Source organism: Nesterenkonia populi (genome assembly GCF_007994735.1).
Classification (GTDB): Bacteria; Actinomycetota; Actinomycetes; order Actinomycetales; family Micrococcaceae; genus Nesterenkonia; species Nesterenkonia populi.
Genome location: NZ_VOIL01000001.1, coordinates 1,575,209 through 1,595,569 on the forward strand (window position 1 = coordinate 1,575,209; position 20,361 = coordinate 1,595,569).

Here is a 20,361-nt window from a genome sequence, read left to right on the forward strand (position 1 = left end):
TGAGCCTAGAGATCAATCCGCGCATGTTCGACTCGGTCGACTCGATGCTGGAGGAGCACGCTGAGATCCAGCAGCAGATGGCCGACCCCGAGACCCACAATGATCAGGCGCTGGCCCGCCGGCTGGGCCGCCGCTACGCACGGCTCAACGGTGTGGTGGAGGCCCACAGGCGCTGGAAGGGCCTGCAGGAGGACCTGGCCGCGGCGGAAGAGATGGCGGATGAGGACTCCGAGCTGGCCGCTGAGGTGCCCCAGCTGAAGGGTGACCTGGAGGAGGCCTCCGAGCGGCTGCTGCGGATGCTCATCCCGCGTGACGAGAACGACGCCCGCAACGCGATCGTGGAGATCAAGGGCGGCGCCGGCGGCGACGAGGCGGCCATCTTTGCCGGAGACCTGCTGCGGATGTACACCCGGTACGCGGACGCGAAAGGCTGGAAGACCGAGCTGCTCGCCGCCACGCCCTCTGAGGCCGGCGGGTACAAAGACGTGCAGATTGCTGTCAAGGGCAGCTCCAACGACCCCGCCGAGGGTGTCTTCGCCCACCTGAAGTTCGAGGGCGGGGTGCACAGGGTTCAGCGTGTGCCGGAGACCGAGTCGCAGGGTCGCATCCACACCTCAGCCGCGGGGGTGCTCGTCATGCCTGAGGTGGATGAGCCGGAGGAGGTCGAGATCAGCCAGAACGACCTGCGCATCGACTACTTCCGCTCCTCCGGCCCCGGCGGACAGAGCGTGAACACCACGGACTCTGCGGTCCGCCTCACCCATGAGCCCACCGGCATTGTGGTCTCCATGCAGAACGAGAAGTCTCAGCTGCAGAACCGTGAGGCAGCGATGCGCGTGCTGCGCTCCCGTCTGCTCGCGCACCAGCAGGAGCAGATCGACGCTGAGAACGCCGAGGCCCGCAAATCCCAGGTGCGGACCATGGACCGCTCTGAGCGCATCCGCACCTACAACTTCCCGGAGAGCCGGATCGCCGATCACCGCACCGGATACAAGGCCTACAACCTCGACGCCGTCATCAACGGAGATCTGGAGGCCGTCATCCAATCCTGCATACAGATGGACGAGGCTGAGCGGCTGGCGGCCCTCTCCGAGCATGACGACTGACCTTCACACCCTGCTGCGCGATGCTGCGGCCCAGCTTGCTCAGGCCGGCGTGCCGACTCCACGCGTGGACGCCGAGCTGCTGGCCGGCCATGTGCTGAGCCTCAGCAGGGGAGAGGTGCAGATCAAGGGACTGACCGGATCCATCATCGACGAGGCTGCGGCTGGAGAGCTGGAGGTCCTCGTCGCGGAGCGAGCCCGGCGCGTGCCGCTGCAGCACCTCACAGGCACGGCGCCCTTCCGCACTTTGGAGCTGAGAGTGGGGCCAGGGGCGTTCATCCCGCGCCCGGAGACCGAGACGGTGGTCGACGTCGTCTTGGCCGAGATCGACCGGATCGTCTCCCAGGGCGCCGCCTCTGCGCGCATAGTGGATCTCGGCACCGGCACCGGCGCCATCGCGGCAGCAGTCGCCGCGGAGCGGCCCCAGTGCGAAGTCCACGCCGTGGAGGTCTCCGCGGACGCTGCGGCCTGGGCGGAGCTGAACTTCGCCCGCCTGCCGGAGGGCTCGGCAGGAGTGACCCTGCATCAGCAGGACCTGCGGGACTTCGCGGAGGGCGGGTTCGACGTCGTCGTCTCCAATCCTCCGTACATCCCCTCCTCGATGGTGCCGGCTGACCCGGAGGTGCACGCCTACGACCCCGAGACGGCGCTCTACGGCGGGGGAGAGGACGGTCTGGAGCTTCCCCGCGCGGTGATCAGCACCGCTGAGCGCGTGCTGGTTCCCGGCGGACTGCTCATCCTGGAGCATGCGGAGGTGCAGGCCGAGGAGCTGCGCCGAATATGCTCGGCGGCCCCAGATCTGGATGACGTTTGCACCCATGAGGACTTCACCGGGCGGCCCCGGGCCACCTCTGCGCGCCACAGGCCTGGGGCGAATGCCCAGGAGCCCGGCGACGGCATGGAAGAATACCGCGCGTGAGCCAGACCTTCGACGCCGCTGACCCGCAGACCCGAGCAGAGGGGATCGCCGCCGCCAAAGAGGCCGTCCAGCGCGGGGAGGCCGTGGTGCTCCCCACGGACACGGTGTACGGCATCGGTGCCGACGCCTTCTCGCCCCAGGCGGTGGCCGTGCTGCTGGCGGCGAAGGGCCGCAACCGCTCGATGCCGCCGCCTGTGCTCCTCGCACGCCCGGAGGTGATGGACGCGCTGGCCGCAGACATACCTGAGGAGGCCCGGAGCCTTGCAGAGAGCTTCTGGCCCGGCGGCCTCACCCTGATCCTGCGGTCCCAGCCCTCCCTCGCCTGGGACCTGGGGGAGACCCGCGGAACCGTGGCCCTGCGGATGCCCGCGGATGAGGTGGCCCTTGAGCTGCTCGGAACCGTCGGCCCCATGGCTGTCTCCTCCGCCAACCGCACCGGCATGCCGGCAGCCGCCAGCGCCATGGAGGCAGAGGAGATGCTCGCTCAGTCCGTCGCCGTGTACCTGGAGGACGGTGAGCGGGTGAGCACCCCGGCATCAACCATCGTGGACTGCACCCGGGAGCGGCCGAAGGTCGTGCGCGAGGGAGCGATCCCCCTGGCTGAGCTGCGCGCGGTGGTCCCTGAGGTGCTCGGCATCGATGAGGAGCCTGCCCCGGCTTCATGATCTACTTCCTCATCGTGCTGGCGGTCTCCGCCGTCGTGACCTTTCTGCTGACTCCGCCTGTGCGCAGGCTGGGGCTGCGCCTGGGCATCTACACTCCGATCCGCGCCCGGGACATCCATACGCAGGTCAAACCGCGGTGGGGCGGGCTGGCCATGTACTTCGGGATGATCGCGGCCCTCGGTGTTGCGGCGATGATCCCCTACCTGTCCGGACTTTTCGAGGAGCCGGCGAGGGTGGTCGGAATCATCGCCGCGATGACGCTCATCCTCTTCACCGGATTGGCGGATGATGCCTGGGACATCCACTGGGTCACCAAGCTTGTCGCCCAGATCGGCGCAGGTGTGATTCTTGTGGTCTCGGGAACCCGGCTGGAGGTGGCCCCGATGGGGCGCTTCGAGCTGGACAACACGCTGCTTCAGGCGGTGCTGACTGTCTTTGTGGTGGTGGCGACCATCAACGCCTTCAACTTCATCGATGGTCTGGACGGGCTCGCGGCAGGGGTGGCCGGCATCGGGGGGGCGGCCTTCTTCCTCTACAGCTACATGCTGACTCTGCAGCTGCATGAGTTCACCGCTTCGAACCTCACCACGCTGCTGATGGCGGTGCTGGTGGGATCCTGTCTGGGCTTCCTGCCGCACAATTTTCACCCTTCCTCAGTCATCATGGGCGACACCGGCGCGATGCTGCTGGGCACCGTGATGGCGGCAGGCGCCTTGGTCGTGACAGCTTCTATCGAGCTCTACGAAGACAGCTTCCGGTTCATGAACGTCCCTGCCTACATGCCGATGCTGCTGCCGCTGGCGGTGATGATCCTGCCGATGCTGGACCTCGTTCTCGCCGTCATCCGTCGGGCGGCCCGGGGCGCCTCCCCGTTCTCCCCGGACCGAGGGCACCTGCATCACAAGCTGCTCGACGCCGGCTACTCGCATCCGCAGGCAGTCCTGCTGCTCTACCTGTGGGCGGCGATCGTCGCCTTCGGGGGCGTCTCGTTCAACTTCTTTCCGTGGAGATGGGTGGTCCTCGGCATGGGGACGGCCCTGGTGGCTGCGGCTGTTCTGACGTTCATCCCCCATTTCCGCAGTCTGATGCGTATGAGAGGTGCCCCATGAGAACCAGCTGGAGAAGCATTGTGATCAGCACATCGCTCGTAGGAGCGATCTCCCTGGCGGCGGTGGTGGCGCTTGCTGCGCTGATCGGGGGAGGAGCGGCGGCAGGTTCGGCCGGGATGGTGGGCGGAGCTGTCCTGGTGCTCTTCCTCATCTCTCTGGGCCTCTTTGCCCTGACGCAGCACCGCAGGCCGGAATGGGGGCCGGCAGTGCTTCTGGCCAGTCTGCTGGTCAAAGTGCTGCTGATCGGAGGGCTGCTCCTGACTGTGCCCATCCCGCAGTGGCTGGACACAGCGTGGACCGCCGTGGCCGTAGTGGTGGTGCTGTTCGTCTGGCAGGCGATGCTGGTGCGCGGCGTCTGGCGGATGCGCGTTCCGGTGGAGTAGGCACGGGCATGCCGGGTGCGGTGATGCAGATCTTCTACAACGTGTAGTAATGTTTGCGGAGCGGCCGGACGTGCCCTGGACCACGTCAGCTTTGATAGGCTGACGGACGGTCTGAGGAACGTTCCTCGCACTGACTTTCCTCGCATCACATATATGGGTCTGAATCTGCTCAGGCTCATCGACGACCACCGAGAGGACCAGCGTTTGTCATCGCTAGCCCTGAGAGCCGCCGATGAGGGTGGGTTCCAGCCGCCTACGATCAACGATACTCACCTGCCGGACATGATTCCGTGGGGAGCAGAATGGGGAACCTTCTTCGGGCTGGCCATGCTCGTCCTCATTCTTTCGGTCGTCTTCATCGTGTGGTTCTTCAGCGCGGCGATCCGCAAGAAGTCGCTGGTGCCGACCCGCACCCAGTTCATCGCAGAGTCTGTGTACGGCTTCGTGCGCCAGACCATCGCCCGGGACGTCCTCGGCGAGAAGCACTTCAAGCCTTGGATCCCGTTCCTGTTCGCGGTCTTCGTCTTCGTCCTGGTGAACAATCTCACCGGAGCGATCCCGCTGATCCAGATGCCGACCTTCTCCCACGCAGGCGTGGCCTACGCCATGGCAGCGATCATGTACGTGACCTGGATCGGCGTCGGCCTGCAGAAGCACGGCCCCAAGTTCTTCTGGCTCTCCGTGGCGCCCTCGGGCGTGCCGAAGATCATGTACATCATCCTGGTCCCGCTGGAGATCGTCTCGAACTACATCGTCCGGCCGCTGACCCACTCCCTTCGTATTATGGCCGTGATGCTGGCCGGGCACATGATCATGCTCACCGCAGCGGTCGGTGCCGAGTACATGTTCGACCAGGGCGGTGCGATGACCATCGGAGGCATCGCTGCCATCGTCGGCGTCATCCCCATGTACTTCATCGAGCTCCTGCTGATGGTCATCCAGGCTCTGGTCTTCACCCTGCTGACGTCGGTGTACATCCAGCAGGCCATTGAGGTCGACGCCCACTGACGGCGTCGGGCCCTCCCCGCACTTCCAACTGAATAAGCAAGAACCACCAAGTGTCCCGCTGGCTCCAGAGCCAGCTATCTCACAGAAAGAGAGAACATGGAAGGCTCACTCAACCTGATCGGTTACGGCATCGCAGCCCTTGGCTCCGCCATCGGCGTGGCCCTGATCTTCTACTCCTACTTCCAGGCTGTGGCTCGCCAGCCCGAGGTCTCCCGCATCCTGCAGCCGATGCTGTTCGTCGGCTTCGCCGCTGTTGAGGCCCTCGCCATCATCGGATTCGTGCTGGTCCTCATCGCCTGATCCTTTGTCACTCGCTGTCGGGCCTGCAGCGCCCGACGACGTTCCATGACAATCCCTTAGAGAAAAGGTGTAGACATGATCAGCGCAGACGCGATGCGCGCCACAGAGGACAACGGCGGCAATCCACTGGTGGCCAACTGGTGGGAGGCCGGCACTGCGGCTGTCTGCTTCCTGGTGCTGCTCTTCATCATCGTGAAGTATGTGGCGCCGAAGTTCGAAGAGACCTACCAGGCGCGCGTGGCTGCCATCGAGGGCGGCATCAACGAGGCTGAGGAGGCCAAGGCTGAGGCTGAGGCCCTGAAGGCCAAGTACGAGAAGAATCTCGCAGACTCCCGCACTGAGGCATCCCAGATTCGTGAGGAGGCTCGTTCCGAGGCCGCTCAGATCGTTGCTGAGGCGCAGGAGAAGGCGGCTTCCGAGTCTGCTCGCATCCGTGAGCAGGCACAGGCCCAGATCGAGGCTGAGCGTGCGGCTGCCGCGTCCTCCCTGAGGGCTGATGTCGGCGCGCTCGCGACTGATCTCGCCGGCAAGGTCATCGGCGAGGCCCTCGAGGATGACGCTCGCTCCCAGCGCGTGGTGGACCGTTTCCTGGCTGACCTCGACGCCGAGCAGGCAGGAGCAGCCAAGTAATGGCAGCGGTGACCAGCGAATCCTTCGCAAGCCTGCAGTCAGACCTGGCGGAGACCCTCCGCACGGCTGACCTGAAGGTGGCCGATGAGCTGTTCGCAGGCTTGGATGTCGTCGACGGCTCCGCATCGCTGCGCCGATCGCTGACAGACCCGGCACGTGAGCCCGCAGATCGGGCCGCCGTGGTGCGCAGGCTGTTCGGCGACAAGGTCTCGGAGACCACAGTCACCGTGCTGGAGGCAGTCGCCTCCCGACGGTGGAGCAAGGACCGAGATCTCGCCGATGCAGTGGAGTCGCTGGCCGTGACCGCGGTGTCCGCCGTTGCTGAGCGCGACGGGCTTGAGGGGCTCACTGAGCTGGAGTCCCAGCTGCTCGGCTTCCGCCGCACTGTTGCGGACTCCCATGAGCTGCAGCATGCACTGACTGACGGCCAGGCCCCAGCCGAGGCGAAGCAGAAGCTGGCCGCCCGGCTGAGCCCCGAGGCGAGCTCCGAGGCCCGGCTTCTCATCGACCGGGCGGTCGCCGCTCCTCGTGGCCTGCGTCCGGCAGCCTTGCTGGAGCAATTCGCAGAGCAGGTCGCCGCGCGCCAGCAGCGCTGGATCGCTCAGGTGACTGTGGCGAAGAACCTCGATGCGTCCTACCTGGAGAAGCTCTCGGCAGGCCTCAACCGGTACTTCGGCCGAGAGCTGCGGCTCGACGTCGCCGTCGACCCCAGCGTCGTCGGAGGAATTCGCGTCGAGGTGGGCGACGAAGTCGTCGACTCCACTGTGGCCTCACGGCTCAACAGCCTGAACCGAAACATCACCAGCTGACCGGGTTTAGCCTGGGAAGCGAACAGAACTTCTTACAGACCACCTCAAGGCCTGAGACCAGGCCTGATGAACCAGGAGAGCAGGAGACGCAGATGGCCGACTTGACCATCAACGCCGATGACGTCCGCAATGCACTGAACGATTTTGCCGCGTCCTACGAGCCCGGCAGCGCAGAGAAGACCGAGGTCGGACGCGTGATCTCGGCGGCCGACGGCATCGCCCGTGTTGAGGGACTTCCCTCGGCCATGTCCAATGAGCTGCTGCGCTTCGAGGACGGCACCCTGGGCCTGGCCCAGAACCTCGACACCCGCGAGATCGGCGTCGTCGTCCTCGGCGAGTTCTCCGGCATCGAAGAGGGGCAGGAGGTGACCCGTACGGGTGAGGTCCTCTCCGTGCCGGTGGGCGACAAGTTCCTCGGCCGCGTGGTGGACCCGCTGGGCAACCCCATCGACGACCTCGGCGAGATCGAAGCAGAGGGCCGCCGTGCTCTGGAGCTCCAGGCCCCCACCGTGACCCAGCGCCAGTCAGTCGGCGAGCCGCTGCAGACCGGCATCAAGGCCATCGACGCGATGATCCCGATCGGCCGCGGCCAGCGCCAGCTGATCATCGGTGACCGCCAGACCGGCAAGACCGCCATCGGCATCGACGCGATCCTGAACCAGAAGGACAACTGGGAGTCCGGCGACGTCGACAAGCAGGTGCGCTGCATCTATGTCGCTGTCGGCCAGAAGGCGTCCACCATTGCTGGTGTCCGCCAGACCCTTGCCGAGAACGGTGCGCTGGACTACACCACCATCGTGGCAGCGCCCGCGTCCGACCCTTCGGGCTACAAATACCTGGCGCCCTTCGCGGGCTCGGCCATCGGCCAGCACTGGATGTATGGCGGCAAGCACGTCCTCATCATCTTCGACGACCTCTCCAAGCAGGCTGAGGCCTACCGCGCGATCTCCCTGCTGCTGCGCCGCCCGCCGGGACGCGAGGCGTTCCCGGGCGATGTCTTCTACCTGCACTCCCGTCTGCTTGAGCGCTGCGCCAAGCTCTCCGACGAGATGGGCGCCGGTTCGATGACGGGTCTGCCCATCATCGAGACCAAGGCCAACGACGTGGGCGCATTCATCCCCACCAACGTCATCTCCATCACCGACGGCCAGATCTTCCTGCAGTCGGACCTCTTCAACGCCAACCAGCGTCCCGCGGTGGATGTCGGAATCTCGGTCTCCCGCGTCGGCGGTGCTGCGCAGACCAAGGCGCTGAAGAAGGTCTCCGGCACGTTGAAGCTGGATCTCGCTCAGTACCGGGACATGCAGGCCTTCGCGATGTTCGCATCGGACCTGGACCCCGCGACCCGTAAGCAGCTGACCCGGGGTGAGCGCCAGACCGAGCTGCTCAAGCAGGCCCAGTACAGCCCCTTCCCCGTTGAGGAGCAGGTCGCCTCCATCTGGGCAGGCGCACAGGGTCACCTGGATGAGGTCGACACCGCCGACATCAAGCGCTTCGAGACCGAGTGGATCGACTATCTCAAGCGCAGGACCTCCGTGCTGACCAACATCGCCTCCACCGGCAAGCTCGAGGACGACACTGTCTCCGCTCTGAAGCAGGGCATGGAGGACTTCAAGCGTCAGTTCCAGGCCGATGGCAAGGAGTCTGTGGTCGGCAACGAGCCCGCCGAGGCCCTCAGCGACCAGGACATCGACCAGGAAGAGATCAAGACGTCCTGAACCGGGACGTCATGACCTCCTCCGACTGAGAAAGGACTTACATGGGAGCCCAGATCCGGGTCTATCGCCAGAAGATCAAGTCGACCTCGTCGATGAAGAAGATCTTCAAGGCGATGGAACTGATCGCGACCTCGCGGGTCATGAAGGCCCGTGACCGCGCCCAGGCGTCCACGCCCTACGCTGAGGCGATCACCCGTGCGGTGGCGGCCGTGGCCGGACAGGAAGAGATCGAGCACGTCCTGACCAAGAAGGTCGAAGAGCCTAAGCGGGCAGCCGTGCTGATCATGAGCTCCGACCGCGGCCTGGCAGGCGCGTACTCCACCAACGTCATCAAGCGGTCCGAGCAGCTGCTGGCCCGCCTGAAGGAGGACGGCATCGAAGCTCGCCCCTACCTCTACGGGCGGAAGGTTCAGCAGTTCTACGACTTCCGTGAGCGCGAGTACGACGCCGTCTGGTCCGGCAACACGGACAGCCCTGAGGTGGAACGCTCCCGCGAGATCGGCAGGACGCTTGTTGACCGATTCACGGAGGACACCGACGAGGGCGGTGTGGACGAGATCTATCTGGTCTACACGGAGTTCGAGTCCATGGTGAAGCAGGACCCGACGGTCCGCCGCCTCCTGCCGCTCAACGTGGTCAAGGACGATGAGCAGGCTGCCGGGTACCTTCCGCAGTATGACTTTGAGCCGAACCCCGCCGACGTTCTCGACGAGCTGCTGCCTCGCTACATCGAGTCCCGGATCTTCTCCTCCATGCTCGAGGCCTCCGCGTCCGAGCTGGCAGCGCGTCAGCGCGCCATGAAGTCCGCGGGCGACAACGCCAGCGACCTCATCGAGAAGTACACCCGACTGCGCAACAACGCCCGTCAGGCCGAGATCACCCAGGAGCTGTCCGAGCTCATCGCCGGCGCCGACGCACTGTCCTCCTGATCAGCACCAAAGACATCAAGCACAACCGAGTGAAGTGAGAAAGTGATGACTGCCACTACTGCAGAACAGCGCCCCGCCGGGGCCCCGGCCCCCGGTGCGACCGGCCGCGTCTCCCGCGTGATCGGCCCGGTCGTGGACATCGAGTTCCCGGCCAACGCGGTCCCGGGCATGTACAGCGCCCTCACCGCTGAGCTCACCATCGGCGGCGAGACCCGCAAGATCACCTTCGAGACGGCCGCCCACCTGGGCGACAACATCGTCCGTGCCATCGCCCTCCAGGCCACTGACGGCCTGGTCCGGGGCGTCCCGGTGCAGGACACCGGCTCTCCGATCACCGTTCCGGTCGGCGACGTCGTCAAGGGCCACATCTTCAACGTTCTCGGAGACACCCTCGACGTGGACATCGATGAGCTCGACGTCCAGGACCGCTGGGGCATCCACCGCAAGGCTCCCAACTTTGCGCAGCTCGAGGGATCCACCGAGATGCTGGAGACCGGCATCAAGGTCATCGACCTGCTGACCCCCTACATCAAGGGCGGAAAGATCGGCCTCTTCGGGGGCGCCGGCGTGGGCAAGACCGTGCTCATCCAGGAGATGATCACCCGTGTGGCCCGCAACTTCGGCGGCACCTCCGTGTTCGCCGGCGTCGGCGAGCGTACCCGTGAGGGCAACGACCTCTGGGTGGAGATGGAGGAGGCAGGCGTCCTCAAGGACACCGCGCTGGTGTTCGGCCAGATGGATGAGCCCCCAGGAACCCGTCTCCGGGTGGCCCTCTCGGCCCTGACCATGGCGGAGTACTTCCGTGACGAGCAGGAGCAGGACGTGCTGCTCTTCATCGACAACATCTTCCGCTTCTCCCAGGCGGGCTCCGAGGTGTCCACCCTGCTGGGGCGCATGCCCTCCGCAGTGGGCTACCAGCCCAACCTCGCCGATGAGATGGGCGTCCTTCAGGAGCGCATCACCTCCACGCGCGGCCGCTCCATCACCTCGATGCAGGCCGTCTATGTGCCCGCCGACGACTACACCGACCCCGCGCCGGCGAACGTCTTCGCACACCTGGACGCGACGACCGAGCTGAACCGTGCGATCGCCTCCCGCGGCCTGTATCCCGCCGTGGACCCGCTGACCTCCACCAGCCGCATTCTGGACCCCCAGTACATCGGCCAGGAGCACTACGACTGCGCCACCCGCGTGAAGCAGATCCTGCAGAAGAACAAGGAGCTGCAGGACATCATCGCCATCCTCGGCGTCGATGAGCTCTCCGAGGAGGACAAGATCCTCGTGTCCCGCGCACGCCGGATCGAGCAGTTCCTCTCGCAGAACACCTACACGGCTGTGCAGTTCACCGGCGTTGAGGGCTCCACCGTGCCGATCAAGGACACCATCGAAGGCTTCAACGCCATCGCCGACGGTGACCTCGACCACATCCCCGAGCAGGCCTTCTACAACATCGGCGGCCTCGACGACGTCGAGCGCAAGTACGCCGAGATGCAGAAGGAGTCCTGATCGGCCATGGCTGAGCTCGACGTCCAGATCGTGGCCAGCGACCACGCCGTGTGGCAGGGGAAGGCCAACGAGATCACCGCACGCACCGTCGAAGGTGCGGTGGGAATCCTCCCCGGGCACACCCCGATGCTTGCGCTGCTCGGCGAGGGCGAAGTGGTCATCAAGTCGGTCGAATCGGGCACGGTGAAGGCCCACGCCAGCGGCGGCTTCTTCTCCGTGGATGATGACGACAAAGTCACCATCGTCGCCGACGACGCAGACCTCACCACCGAAGCCTGAGCACCAGCCTCACTTTTCGCTCGCTCACCCGAAGGGCCCCGGTCAGCCACCTGCTGCCGGGGCCCTTCGGTCTCTCCGATAGGATCTCTGCCCGTGCGTCTCGTCATTGCCACCTGCTCCGTCACCTACGCCGGTCGTCTCAATGCGCACCTGCCGCTGGCCACACGCCTGCTGATGATCAAGGCCGACGGCGCAGTCCTGGTCCACTCCGACGGCGGCTCCTACAAGCCCTTGAACTGGATGTCGCCGCCGGCCGCCCTTCGGATCAGCGAGCCCGCCGGCGACGAGGCCGACGCCGGTATCGCCGAAGTGTGGACAGTCAGCGCAGAGAAGTCCGATGACACGCTCAGCATCCTCATCCAAGAGATCCACCACGACTCCTCCCACGAGCTGGGAACCGACCCTGGCCTCGTCAAGGACGGTGTGGAGGCAGACCTCCAACGGCTTCTGGCAGCGCAGATGACCCGCCTCGGCAACGGGTACAGCCTGATCCGCCGCGAGCACGTCACACCTATCGGCCCTGTCGACATCCTCGCCAAGGGACCGGACGGAACCGTGGCTGTCGAGCTGAAGCGGCGCGGCGACATCGATGGTGTCGAGCAGCTCACCCGCTACCTGGACCTGCTCAACCGGGACCCCCTGCTCGCCCCCGTGACGGGAGTGCTGGCAGCCCAGCAGATCAAGCCGCAGGCGCGCACGCTCGCCGAGGACCGGGGAATCCGGTGCGTCGTACTGGACTACGAGGACATGAAGGGCGAACAGGCTGGGGAGCCCCGGCTGTTCTGAGCCGCTCCGGCGGCGCCTGACAGGCCCAGGGCCGCCTTGCGGCCGGCGAGCAGGGCCAGGGGCCACTCCCGAGGCCATGGGAAAATGATCGGTATGGGCAAGCGCAGGAGCAGCAAGTGGCAGCGGGAGCACCGTCCCCTGTCCGCCGGGTTCCTCGCCCCCGGCGGCATCTCCTCAGGCCGCGTCTCCCGCCGAGACGGTGACTATCACGTCCGCTACATTCCCGGGACCGAGGCGTCGAAGCCCTACACATGCCCCGGCTGCCGGTTAAGCATTCCACCAGGAACACCGCATATCGTCGCCTGGCGAGCCGACTCCATCCTGGGCGACCAGTTCGCCGCGGAAGAGCGCAGGCACTGGCACAGCCAATGCTGGCGGATCGGCTGACACGCCCAGCGCCCGATTGTAACCATTTCGTTATATTCGGTACTCTTAGGCGCTGAACATCTCCCGCCTCCCACCTCAAGGACACCTGAAAGTGCGTTTTCTCTCCGCTGTCGCAGCGTTCCTGGCCGGCCTCGTGCTGCTGGCCATGGGCGTCAACGAGCTCACCGGCTTCACCGCCGAGGAGTCCCACACCGTCTACCCCGAAGGTGTGGAGGACGCCCCCTTCACCGTCGTCACCGACGAGCTGATCGACGAGGAGGAAGGCCGCGAAGAGTTCACCATCGAGGCGGAGGGTGAGTACACCCTGGCGCTCGGCCGCACCTACGACATCGACGCCTGGCTCGACGGAGTCGCCCACAACCGCATCCTGGGCGTCGCCCAGTCCGAGGACCCCGAGGCGGACTCCCACGTGGAGGCCGAATACGTCGACGGTGAGGAGACCATTGAGAACCCGGCCGACTCTGACCTCTGGGTCGCAGTCCAGGAGGAGGAGGGCGAGCTCCTGTACCGGTGGAGCACGCCCGATGACTCCGGCGACTGGGCGCTGCTGATCTTCCGCGACGGCGAGGAGGCCGCCCCCGCCACGGTGACCACCACCGAGACTGAGTTCTTCTCCCGCGGCCAGGCCATCTGGCTCACCGTCGGCGGCGGGCTGATGCTCCTCGTCTCCGTGGCTCTCTTCTACTGGGCACTGGGATCCCGCCGCCGCAGGAAGGACGACCAGATGGACAGCTACGAGATCGACCACGCCCCCGATGGAGAGCAGCAGGAGGGTTCCGGCTCCGGCCGGGGCGGCGCTGCCACAACCCTCGCAGCGGCCTTGGCGCTGGCCCTGGGCCTGAACGCCCTGCCCGCCTCCCAGCCCGCGGCATCCGCCGATGAGGAGGAGAACGCCGACGGGACCGCCGAGCCTGACGAGGACCAGCCTGAGGACGACGAGGCAGCGGGCGAGGACGATGCCTCTGAGGAGGACGCCGAGGACGTCGCCGAGGACGAGGACGCCGAAGCTGAAGTGGAGGGGGAGATGCCTTCGGAGGGCTACTCCGTTCTGCTGCAGTCCCAGCTCGACGGCATCCTTGAGGACCTCGCCGCTGTGGTCGAGGAGGCCGACGAGGAAGGTGACGCTGAGCTTCTTGAGCCGCGCGTGGGCGACCACGCCCTGGAGATGCGAGAGCTCGCGTACCGCAACAACGAGATTGCTGACACGGACATGCCGCAGCCGATCGGCACCGAGGTGGTCTCCGCAGCGGTCACCAGCGACCAGGAGTTCCCCCGCCAGGCCGTGGTGATGACCGAGCACCCCGACCAGGAGCTGCCCCAGATCCTCGTCCTCGAGCAGGACGACGTGCGGGACAACTACCGCCTCATCCACCGCACCACCATGGCGCCGGGCACAGAGTTCTCCGCGATCTCTCCGGAGGAGGGCGGCATCAGCTCTGTCTCCCTGGAGGGCGAGGGCTTCCTGTCCGGCCTGGCCGAGTACTTCTCAGACGCTGAGCACGACTACGGGCAGAACGTTGATGAGAGCATCTACATCGAGGACGTGCACGAGTACTACGAAGAGATCAACGACGGTGCTGAAGCCGTTGACATCGACTTCTCCCTCGAGGACGTCTCCCAGGAGATGACCGGCCTGGAGCTGCAGGACGGCTCGCAGCTGCTCGCCGGGCACTTCTCCCGGACGATGGAGTTCACACCCCAAGAGTCGGGTGACACGATCTACCTCGAGAATGACCTCATCGAAGCCTTCGTCGGCACTGACTGGACCACCTGGCCTACGCGGATGACCACGGTCCACTCTGTGCTCCTGCACGTGCCCGCAGACTTCGATCCCGAAGAGGACACCGATGAGCAGGGCATCACCCTGCTCGGCATCTCGCAGGTCGAGGAGTCCGCCTACATCGATGTGCCCGAATGGGCCGACGACTACGACGGCGCTCTCCCGCCCGAGGGCGAGGACGAAGAGGCTGACGCGGACGCCTCCGAGGACGACGACGAGCCGGCTGACGAGGACGACGACGAGTCCGCGGATGACGAAGACTCGGAGGACGATGAGGACTCTGAGAGCGACAACGGCGATAATGGTGACGACGAGGACGAAGACACCGACGACGAGGACTGATCGAATGACGAACCAGCCCGCCGGCCCAGCCGGAGCCAGTGTGAACGCCAGGGGAGCGGTGGATCTCTCCGCCCTCTCCGGGCAGCAGGCCCCCGCACAGCAGCAGCCCGCAGCTCAGCGGTCCGCAGACGGCGGCCCCGGCCGCGACTCATGGGCCATCGCGGTGCAGCCTCAGGAGCTTCAGCAGGTGCTGCAGCTCTCCTCACAGGCCCCGGTGCTGGTCCTCATCCATGGTGAGGACCCCACCTCTCAGCAGTTCCGCGACGCGCTGACCCGGGCGGTCGACTCCAAGGCGGGCCGGGCCGTGCTCGCGACCATCGACGCCGCCGCCAACCCGCAGCTTGCCCAGCAGGCTGGCCAGCTGCCAGTGGTGACTGCGTTCCTGGGCGGGCAGCCGATGGGCGAATTCGACTCCAGCGCTCCAGCGGAGCAGCTGCCGCAGGTGGTGGACCAGATCCTGCAGATGGCCACCCAGAACGGCATCACGGGAACGGTTCCCGCCCAGTCGCGCCAGAGCGACGGCGAGGAGGGGCAGGAGCAGGAGCTCCCCCCGCTGCACCAGAAGGCCCACGAAGCTCTGGAGCAGGGCGACCTCGACGGCGCCGTCTCCGCTTACGAGCAGGCGCTGAAGGATAGCCCCGGCGACGAGGACGCCAAACTCGGCATTGCGCAGGTGAAGCTCATGCAGCGCACCCAGGACGCAGACCTCGCGGCCGTCCGCCAGCAGGCCGCAGACCAGCCCGACAGCGCCGAGGCCCAGACCGCGGTGGCTGACATGGACGTGCTCGGCGGTCACGTGGAGGACGCCTTCGCCCGCCTCATCCGCTTCATCCAGACCCACCCGGGGGAGGAGCGGGAGACCGCACGAAAGCACCTGGTGGAGCTCTACAGCATCGTCGGCGACGATGACCCGCGCGTCGCCAAGTCGCGCCGCGACCTGGCGCGCGCGCTGTTCTAGGCCCTTATGCCGCCGCGCAGCGCTGCCAGGGGCAGCTCCTCGAAGTCCAGCGGAGTCAGTTTCCGGTCAGCGGAGCCGGCTCCGCTGGTGCTGCTCCGAGGCTCCGAGGATTACCTCGCCGCCCGTGCCCTGGACCGCATCAAGCAGGGCCTGCGTGAGCAGCATGCCGAACTCGAGTACACGCGCCTGGACGTATCCGACGCTGCTGCGGGCGAGCTCCCCGCCCTGGCTTCGCCCTCCCTCTTCGGCGAGCCCCGGCTGATCCTGGCCGAGGACCTTGCCCGGACCAGCGACGCCTTCCTCACTGATGCACTGTCCTACCTGGAGCAGCCCGCCGATGAGGAGGTCACCCTGGTGCTGCGGCACACTGGGGGCAACCGGGGCAAGAAGCTTCTCGATGCACTGGCCCAGCGCGCCGTCGTCGTGGACTGTGCTCCCGTGAAGTCGGACAGCGACAAGCTGGACTTTCTGCGCCAGGAGTTCCGGGCCGCGCGCCGCACCATCCACCCCGATGCCGCCCGCGCCCTGGTCGCCGCCGCCGGCGGAACGCTGTCCGACCTCGGCTCAGCCTCACAGCAGCTGCTGCGCGACGTCTCCGGGGACATCACCGCCGAGCACGTGGACAAGTACTTCGGCGGCCGCGTGGAGGCCAGCGCCTTCAAAGTTGCCGACGCCGCGTTCGAGGGCCGGGGCGAGGCAGCGGTCCGGCTCTACCGGCACGCTGTCGCCACCGGCGTCTCGCCCATCGCTGTCACTGCCGCCCTCGCGCGCAAGGGCCGGCAGGTCGCGGCTCTGGTGGACCACCGAGGGCGGCCGGACCAGCTCGCCTCGGCCCTCGGGGCGGCACCTTGGCAGCTGAAGCAGTCCGCAGAGGTCGCCCGCGGGTGGACCCCGCGGGCCGCGGCTCAGGCCGTGGAGGCCGTTGCGGCCGCCGATGCCGAGGCCAAAGGTGCTGCCCGGACCCCCGAGTACTCCGTGGAGCGAGCCGTTGCGGCCATCGCGGCCGCGGCCGGACGCTGAGAAGCCGGGCCGGCTCTGCTACGATTGATCACTAGTGTCCAAAGACCTGAAAAGGTCGAAGAGCATTCCCGGCGACGGCATCAGCGCCTGCGGCTCAGGGCCCCTCTACCCGACGGGCTGCAGGTCTTATCGCCATGGTTCCCCACACCACTGAAGTCTTCCGCCGTCGTGCCCCAGGGATGTGCAGCCCATCAACGACGCACACAGAACAGGAAGAACGACGATGGCAAACATCAAGTCTCAGAAGAAGCGCATTCTCACCAATGAGAAGGCCCGCCAGCGCAACCAGGGCGTGAAGTCGGAGCTGAAGACCGCCGTGAAGAAGGTCCGCAACGCTGTCGCCGCCGGCGACAAGGACGCCGCAGCGGCCGCTCACAGCCAAGCCGCCCGCAAGCTGGACAAAGCCGTCTCCAAGGGCGTCATCCACAAGAACCAGGCCGCCAACCGCAAGTCCGGCCTGGCTGCTCAGGTGAACTCCCTCTGATCGCCGCCTGATCGTCGCCGGAAGGCTCCGCTCCGCACTGGAGCGGAGCCTTCCGCGTACTATGGAGCCCTAAGCCCGCCCGCCGTCGAGCAAAGGATGTCCCACCCCGTGTCACCCAAGGCCAGCTCCCCACTGGCGCCTGCCAAGACCGATCCGGCGGCGATCCGCAACTTCTGCATCATCGCCCACATCGACCACGGCAAGTCCACCCTGGCCGATCGCATGCTCCAGCTCACCGGGGTGGTCGAGCCTCGCCAGATGAAGGCCCAGTACCTCGACCGGATGGACATCGAGCGTGACCGCGGCATCACCATCAAGTCCCAGGCCGTCCGGATGCCCTGGGAGCACGACGGAGGCACCTACGCCTTCCACATGATCGACACCCCCGGCCACGTCGACTTCTCCTACGAGGTCTCCCGCTCCCTGGCCGCCTGCGAGGGAGCGATCCTGCTGGTGGACGCCGCCCAGGGCATCGAGGCCCAGACCCTGGCGAACCTCTACCTGGCCATGGAGCACGAGCTCGCCATCATCCCCGTGCTCAACAAGATCGACCTGCCGGCCGCCATGCCGGACAAGTACGCTGAGGAGCTCGCGCACCTGATCGGCTGCGAGCCCGATGAGGTGCTGCGGGTCTCCGGCAAGACCGGTGAGGGGGTTGAGGACCTGCTGGACAAGCTCGTCGAGGAAGTTCCGGCCCCCGTGGGCGACGCCGATGCTCCGGCTCGCGCGATGATCTTCGACTCCGTCTATGACACCTACCGCGGAGTGGTGACCTTTGTGCGGGTGGTGGACGGAAGGCTCTCCCACCGCGAGAAGATCAAGATGATGTCGACGGGCGCCACGCATGAGCTGCTGGAGCTCGGCGTCTCACAGCCCGAGCCTGAAGCCGCCGCCGGCCTCAGCGTCGGGGAGGTGGGCTATCTCATCACCGGAGTGAAAGACGTCCGCCAGTCCAAAGTCGGCGACACCGTCACGGCTGCCAAGGCTCCCGCCGCAGACATCATCGGCGGCTATCAGGAGCCCCGGCCCATGGTCTACTCCGGGCTGTTCCCCATCGACGGCTCAGACTTCCCGGTGCTGCGTGAGGCCCTGGAGAAGCTGCAGCTCAACGATGCCGCGCTGAACTTCGAGCCCGAGGTCTCCGCGGCGCTGGGCTTCGGCTTCCGCGTGGGCTTCCTGGGCCTGCTGCACCTGGAGATCACCCGGCAGCGCCTCGAGGCTGAGTACAATCTCGACCTCATCTCCACCGCCCCCAACGTCATCTACGAGGTGCTCGACGAAGGGGGTGAGCGCCACCACGTCACCAACCCCTCCGAATTCCCCGAGGGCAAGGTGGATGAGATCCGTGAGCCCATCGTCGACGCCACGGTCATTGTGCCCGCCGAGTTCATCGGCCCCGTCATGGAGCTGTGCCAGGAGCGGCGCGGCCAGATGCAGGGCATGGACTATCTCTCCGAGGACCGGGTGGAGATCCGCTACCGCATGCCCCTTGCAGAGATCGTCTTCGACTTCTTCGACCTGCTGAAGTCTCGGACCAAGGGCTACGCATCGCTGAACTGGCAGGCAGCGGGCGACCAGGCCTCGGACCTGGTCAAGGTGGACATTCTGCTCCAGGGCGACCAGGTGGACGCCTTCTCCGCCATCACTCACCGGGACCATGCCTACAGCTACGGCGTGAAGATGGCCTCCAAGCTGAAGGACCTGATTCCGCGCCAGCAGTTCGAGGTGCCCATCCAGGCGGCCATAGGCAGCCGGATCATTGCTCGTGAGAACATCCGTGCCATCCGCAAGGACGTGCTCTCCAAATGCTACGGCGGCGACATCAGCCGTAAGCGCAAACTGCTGGAGAAGCAGAAGGAGGGTAAGAAGCGCATGAAGATGGTCGGCACCGTGGAGGTCCCGCAGGAGGCGTTCATCGCCGCGCTGAGCTCCGACGAGGATGCCGGCAAGGAGAAGGCGGGCAAGAAGTAGTTGGCTCCCTCCGCCCTGCCTCTGGGCGACCCGGCTCCGGCTGACGGGAGCTTTCCCCCGGAGGTCCTGCAGGCGCTGCCGGCGCGGGCCGGCAAGCCCCTTGGTCTCTATGTCCACATTCCGTTCTGCTCCGTGCGGTGCGGGTACTGCGACTTCAACACCTACACCGCTGAGGATCTCGGCCCCGGGGCCTCTCGGCAGTCCTACCCGGACACCCTCATCTCGGAGCTGGAATTCGCCCGCCGGGTGCTCGATGAGGCCGGCGCCCCGGCTCGTGCCCTCTCGACGGTCTTCTTCGGGGGAGGAACGCCGACCCTTCTGCCGGCTGAGGATCTGGCACGGATTCTGGCCGCGGTGCGTGAGCTGTTCGGCTGTGTCCCCGGTGCTGAGATCACCACCGAGGCGAATCCGGACACGGTGACGCCCGAGTCAGCGCGCGTGCTGGCCGAGGCAGGGTTCACCCGCATCAGCCTCGGCATGCAGTCGGCTGTGCCTGATGTGCTGGCCGTCCTGGACCGGACGCACGACCCTCGGAATGTCCCGGCAGCGGTGGAGGCGGCCCGCTCCGCCGGCCTGCAGGTGAGCCTGGATCTCATCTACGGGACCCCGGGAGAGTCCCTGGCAGATTGGCGGGAGAGCCTCGAGGCGGCCATCGGGATGGGCCCGGATCACATCTCTGCGTACTCTCTGATCGTGGAGGAGGGCACGGCCATGGCTGCGGCAGTCAGGCGCGGCGAGCTGCCAGACGTCGACGGCGATGACCACGCGGATAAGTACCTGCTGGCTGATGAGCTGCTGAGCGCGGCCGGCTACGGCTGGTATGAGGTGTCCAACTGGTCGACCTCCCAGGCCACGCGTTCCCAGCACAACCTGAACTACTGGCTGGACTCGGACTGGTGGGGCGCCGGCCCAGGGGCGCACTCCCACCTGGCGGGGCTGCGCTGGTGGAACGCCAAGCATCCGGCGGCCTATGCCCAGCGGCTGCACCAAGGGATATCGCCCGGTCAGGGGCGTGAGGTCCTCGACGCGGAGGCTCAGGCCCTGGAGCATCTGATGCTGCGTCTGCGCATCGCCGAGGGACTGGACATAGCTGAGCACAACGCGCTGCCCGGCTCAGCTACGGTCAGTCCGGAGGCGTTGGCGCAGCTGGCGGCTGAGGGCCTCATCGAACCGGAGAAGGCCAGGCGGACCTCATCGCATCCCCAGGGCCGAGCAGTGCTGACCCTCCGGGGCCGGCTGCTGGCCGATGCCGTCACCCACCGCCTGGCCGGCTGA

Annotated in this window: 21 protein-coding genes; all 21 read left to right on the forward strand. The window is 66.5% G+C overall.

Going from position 1 to position 20,361, the window contains the following annotated elements:
• The first annotated feature begins 23 nt into the window (after positions 1-23).
• Positions 24-1,106 (forward strand): peptide chain release factor 1, encoded by a 1,083-nt coding sequence (gene prfA / locus FWJ47_RS07245; protein WP_147109120.1) that lies wholly within the window; start codon positions 24-26, stop codon positions 1,104-1,106.
• Positions 1,096-2,022: a peptide chain release factor N(5)-glutamine methyltransferase gene (gene prmC / locus FWJ47_RS07250; protein ID WP_147106164.1), complete on the forward strand. Its 927-nt coding sequence runs from the start codon at positions 1,096-1,098 to the stop codon at positions 2,020-2,022. The genes prfA and prmC overlap by 11 nt, the downstream gene beginning before the upstream one ends.
• Positions 2,019-2,687 carry an L-threonylcarbamoyladenylate synthase gene (locus FWJ47_RS07255; RefSeq protein ID WP_147106168.1) on the forward strand — a complete coding sequence of 223 codons (669 nt, stop codon included), beginning with the start codon at positions 2,019-2,021 and terminating at the stop codon, positions 2,685-2,687. The genes prmC and FWJ47_RS07255 overlap by 4 nt, the downstream gene beginning before the upstream one ends.
• Positions 2,684-3,796 (forward strand): MraY family glycosyltransferase, encoded by a 1,113-nt coding sequence (locus tag FWJ47_RS07260; RefSeq protein ID WP_147106173.1) that lies wholly within the window; start codon positions 2,684-2,686, stop codon positions 3,794-3,796. Before FWJ47_RS07255 ends, FWJ47_RS07260 begins: the two co-directional genes overlap by 4 nt.
• A 20-nt stretch (positions 3,797-3,816) precedes the next feature.
• Entirely contained in the window at positions 3,817-4,179 is a 363-nt protein-coding gene (locus tag FWJ47_RS07265; RefSeq protein ID WP_147106176.1) for a hypothetical protein, read from the forward strand.
• Between the two features lie 204 nt (positions 4,180-4,383).
• Complete coding sequence (atpB, locus tag FWJ47_RS07270; protein ID WP_147109123.1) at positions 4,384-5,187, forward strand: F0F1 ATP synthase subunit A; 804 nt, start codon at positions 4,384-4,386, stop codon at positions 5,185-5,187.
• Positions 5,188-5,283: 96 nt separating this feature from the next.
• Positions 5,284-5,487, forward strand: coding sequence for an ATP synthase F0 subunit C (locus FWJ47_RS07275; protein WP_147106179.1), 204 nt, complete (start codon positions 5,284-5,286; stop codon positions 5,485-5,487).
• A gap of 75 nt (positions 5,488-5,562) precedes the next feature.
• Positions 5,563-6,117, forward strand: a complete 555-nt coding sequence (locus tag FWJ47_RS07280; protein ID WP_147106182.1) for a F0F1 ATP synthase subunit B — start codon at positions 5,563-5,565, stop codon at positions 6,115-6,117.
• Positions 6,117-6,926: a F0F1 ATP synthase subunit delta gene (locus FWJ47_RS07285; RefSeq protein WP_147106185.1), complete on the forward strand. Its 810-nt coding sequence runs from the start codon at positions 6,117-6,119 to the stop codon at positions 6,924-6,926. The genes FWJ47_RS07280 and FWJ47_RS07285 overlap by 1 nt, the downstream gene beginning before the upstream one ends.
• A gap of 92 nt (positions 6,927-7,018) precedes the next feature.
• A complete protein-coding gene (atpA, locus tag FWJ47_RS07290; RefSeq protein ID WP_147106188.1) occupies positions 7,019-8,644 on the forward strand; it encodes a F0F1 ATP synthase subunit alpha in 1,626 nt (541 codons plus the stop codon).
• 41 nt (positions 8,645-8,685) lie between these two features.
• On the forward strand, positions 8,686-9,573 hold the full coding sequence (locus FWJ47_RS07295) for a F0F1 ATP synthase subunit gamma (protein WP_147106191.1): 888 nt from the start codon (positions 8,686-8,688) through the stop codon (positions 9,571-9,573).
• A 45-nt stretch (positions 9,574-9,618) separates the two neighbouring features.
• Entirely contained in the window at positions 9,619-11,079 is a 1,461-nt protein-coding gene (atpD, locus tag FWJ47_RS07300) for a F0F1 ATP synthase subunit beta (protein WP_147106194.1), read from the forward strand.
• 6 nt (positions 11,080-11,085) lie between these two features.
• On the forward strand, positions 11,086-11,358 hold the full coding sequence (locus tag FWJ47_RS07305) for a F0F1 ATP synthase subunit epsilon (RefSeq protein WP_147106197.1): 273 nt from the start codon (positions 11,086-11,088) through the stop codon (positions 11,356-11,358).
• A gap of 93 nt (positions 11,359-11,451) precedes the next feature.
• Positions 11,452-12,144 carry an endonuclease NucS gene (gene nucS / locus FWJ47_RS07310; RefSeq protein ID WP_147106200.1) on the forward strand — a complete coding sequence of 231 codons (693 nt, stop codon included), beginning with the start codon at positions 11,452-11,454 and terminating at the stop codon, positions 12,142-12,144.
• A 93-nt stretch (positions 12,145-12,237) separates the two neighbouring features.
• Positions 12,238-12,531, forward strand: a complete 294-nt coding sequence (locus FWJ47_RS07315) for a hypothetical protein (RefSeq protein ID WP_147106203.1) — start codon at positions 12,238-12,240, stop codon at positions 12,529-12,531.
• Positions 12,532-12,622: 91 nt separating this feature from the next.
• A complete protein-coding gene (locus FWJ47_RS07320; RefSeq protein ID WP_147106206.1) occupies positions 12,623-14,653 on the forward strand; it encodes a hypothetical protein in 2,031 nt (676 codons plus the stop codon).
• Positions 14,654-14,657: 4 nt separating this feature from the next.
• Positions 14,658-15,611, forward strand: a complete 954-nt coding sequence (locus tag FWJ47_RS07325; RefSeq protein WP_246126202.1) for a tetratricopeptide repeat protein — start codon at positions 14,658-14,660, stop codon at positions 15,609-15,611.
• A 6-nt stretch (positions 15,612-15,617) separates the two neighbouring features.
• The gene (holA, locus tag FWJ47_RS07330) at positions 15,618-16,631 is read left to right on the forward strand and encodes a DNA polymerase III subunit delta (protein ID WP_147106212.1); all 1,014 of its coding nucleotides are present in this window, start codon (positions 15,618-15,620) and stop codon (positions 16,629-16,631) included.
• A 223-nt stretch (positions 16,632-16,854) separates the two neighbouring features.
• Positions 16,855-17,115, forward strand: a complete 261-nt coding sequence (gene rpsT / locus FWJ47_RS07335) for a 30S ribosomal protein S20 (RefSeq protein WP_147106215.1) — start codon at positions 16,855-16,857, stop codon at positions 17,113-17,115.
• A 108-nt stretch (positions 17,116-17,223) separates the two neighbouring features.
• A complete protein-coding gene (lepA, locus tag FWJ47_RS07340; RefSeq protein ID WP_147106218.1) occupies positions 17,224-19,086 on the forward strand; it encodes a translation elongation factor 4 in 1,863 nt (620 codons plus the stop codon).
• On the forward strand, positions 19,087-20,361 hold the full coding sequence (gene hemW / locus FWJ47_RS07345; RefSeq protein ID WP_147106221.1) for a radical SAM family heme chaperone HemW: 1,275 nt from the start codon (positions 19,087-19,089) through the stop codon (positions 20,359-20,361).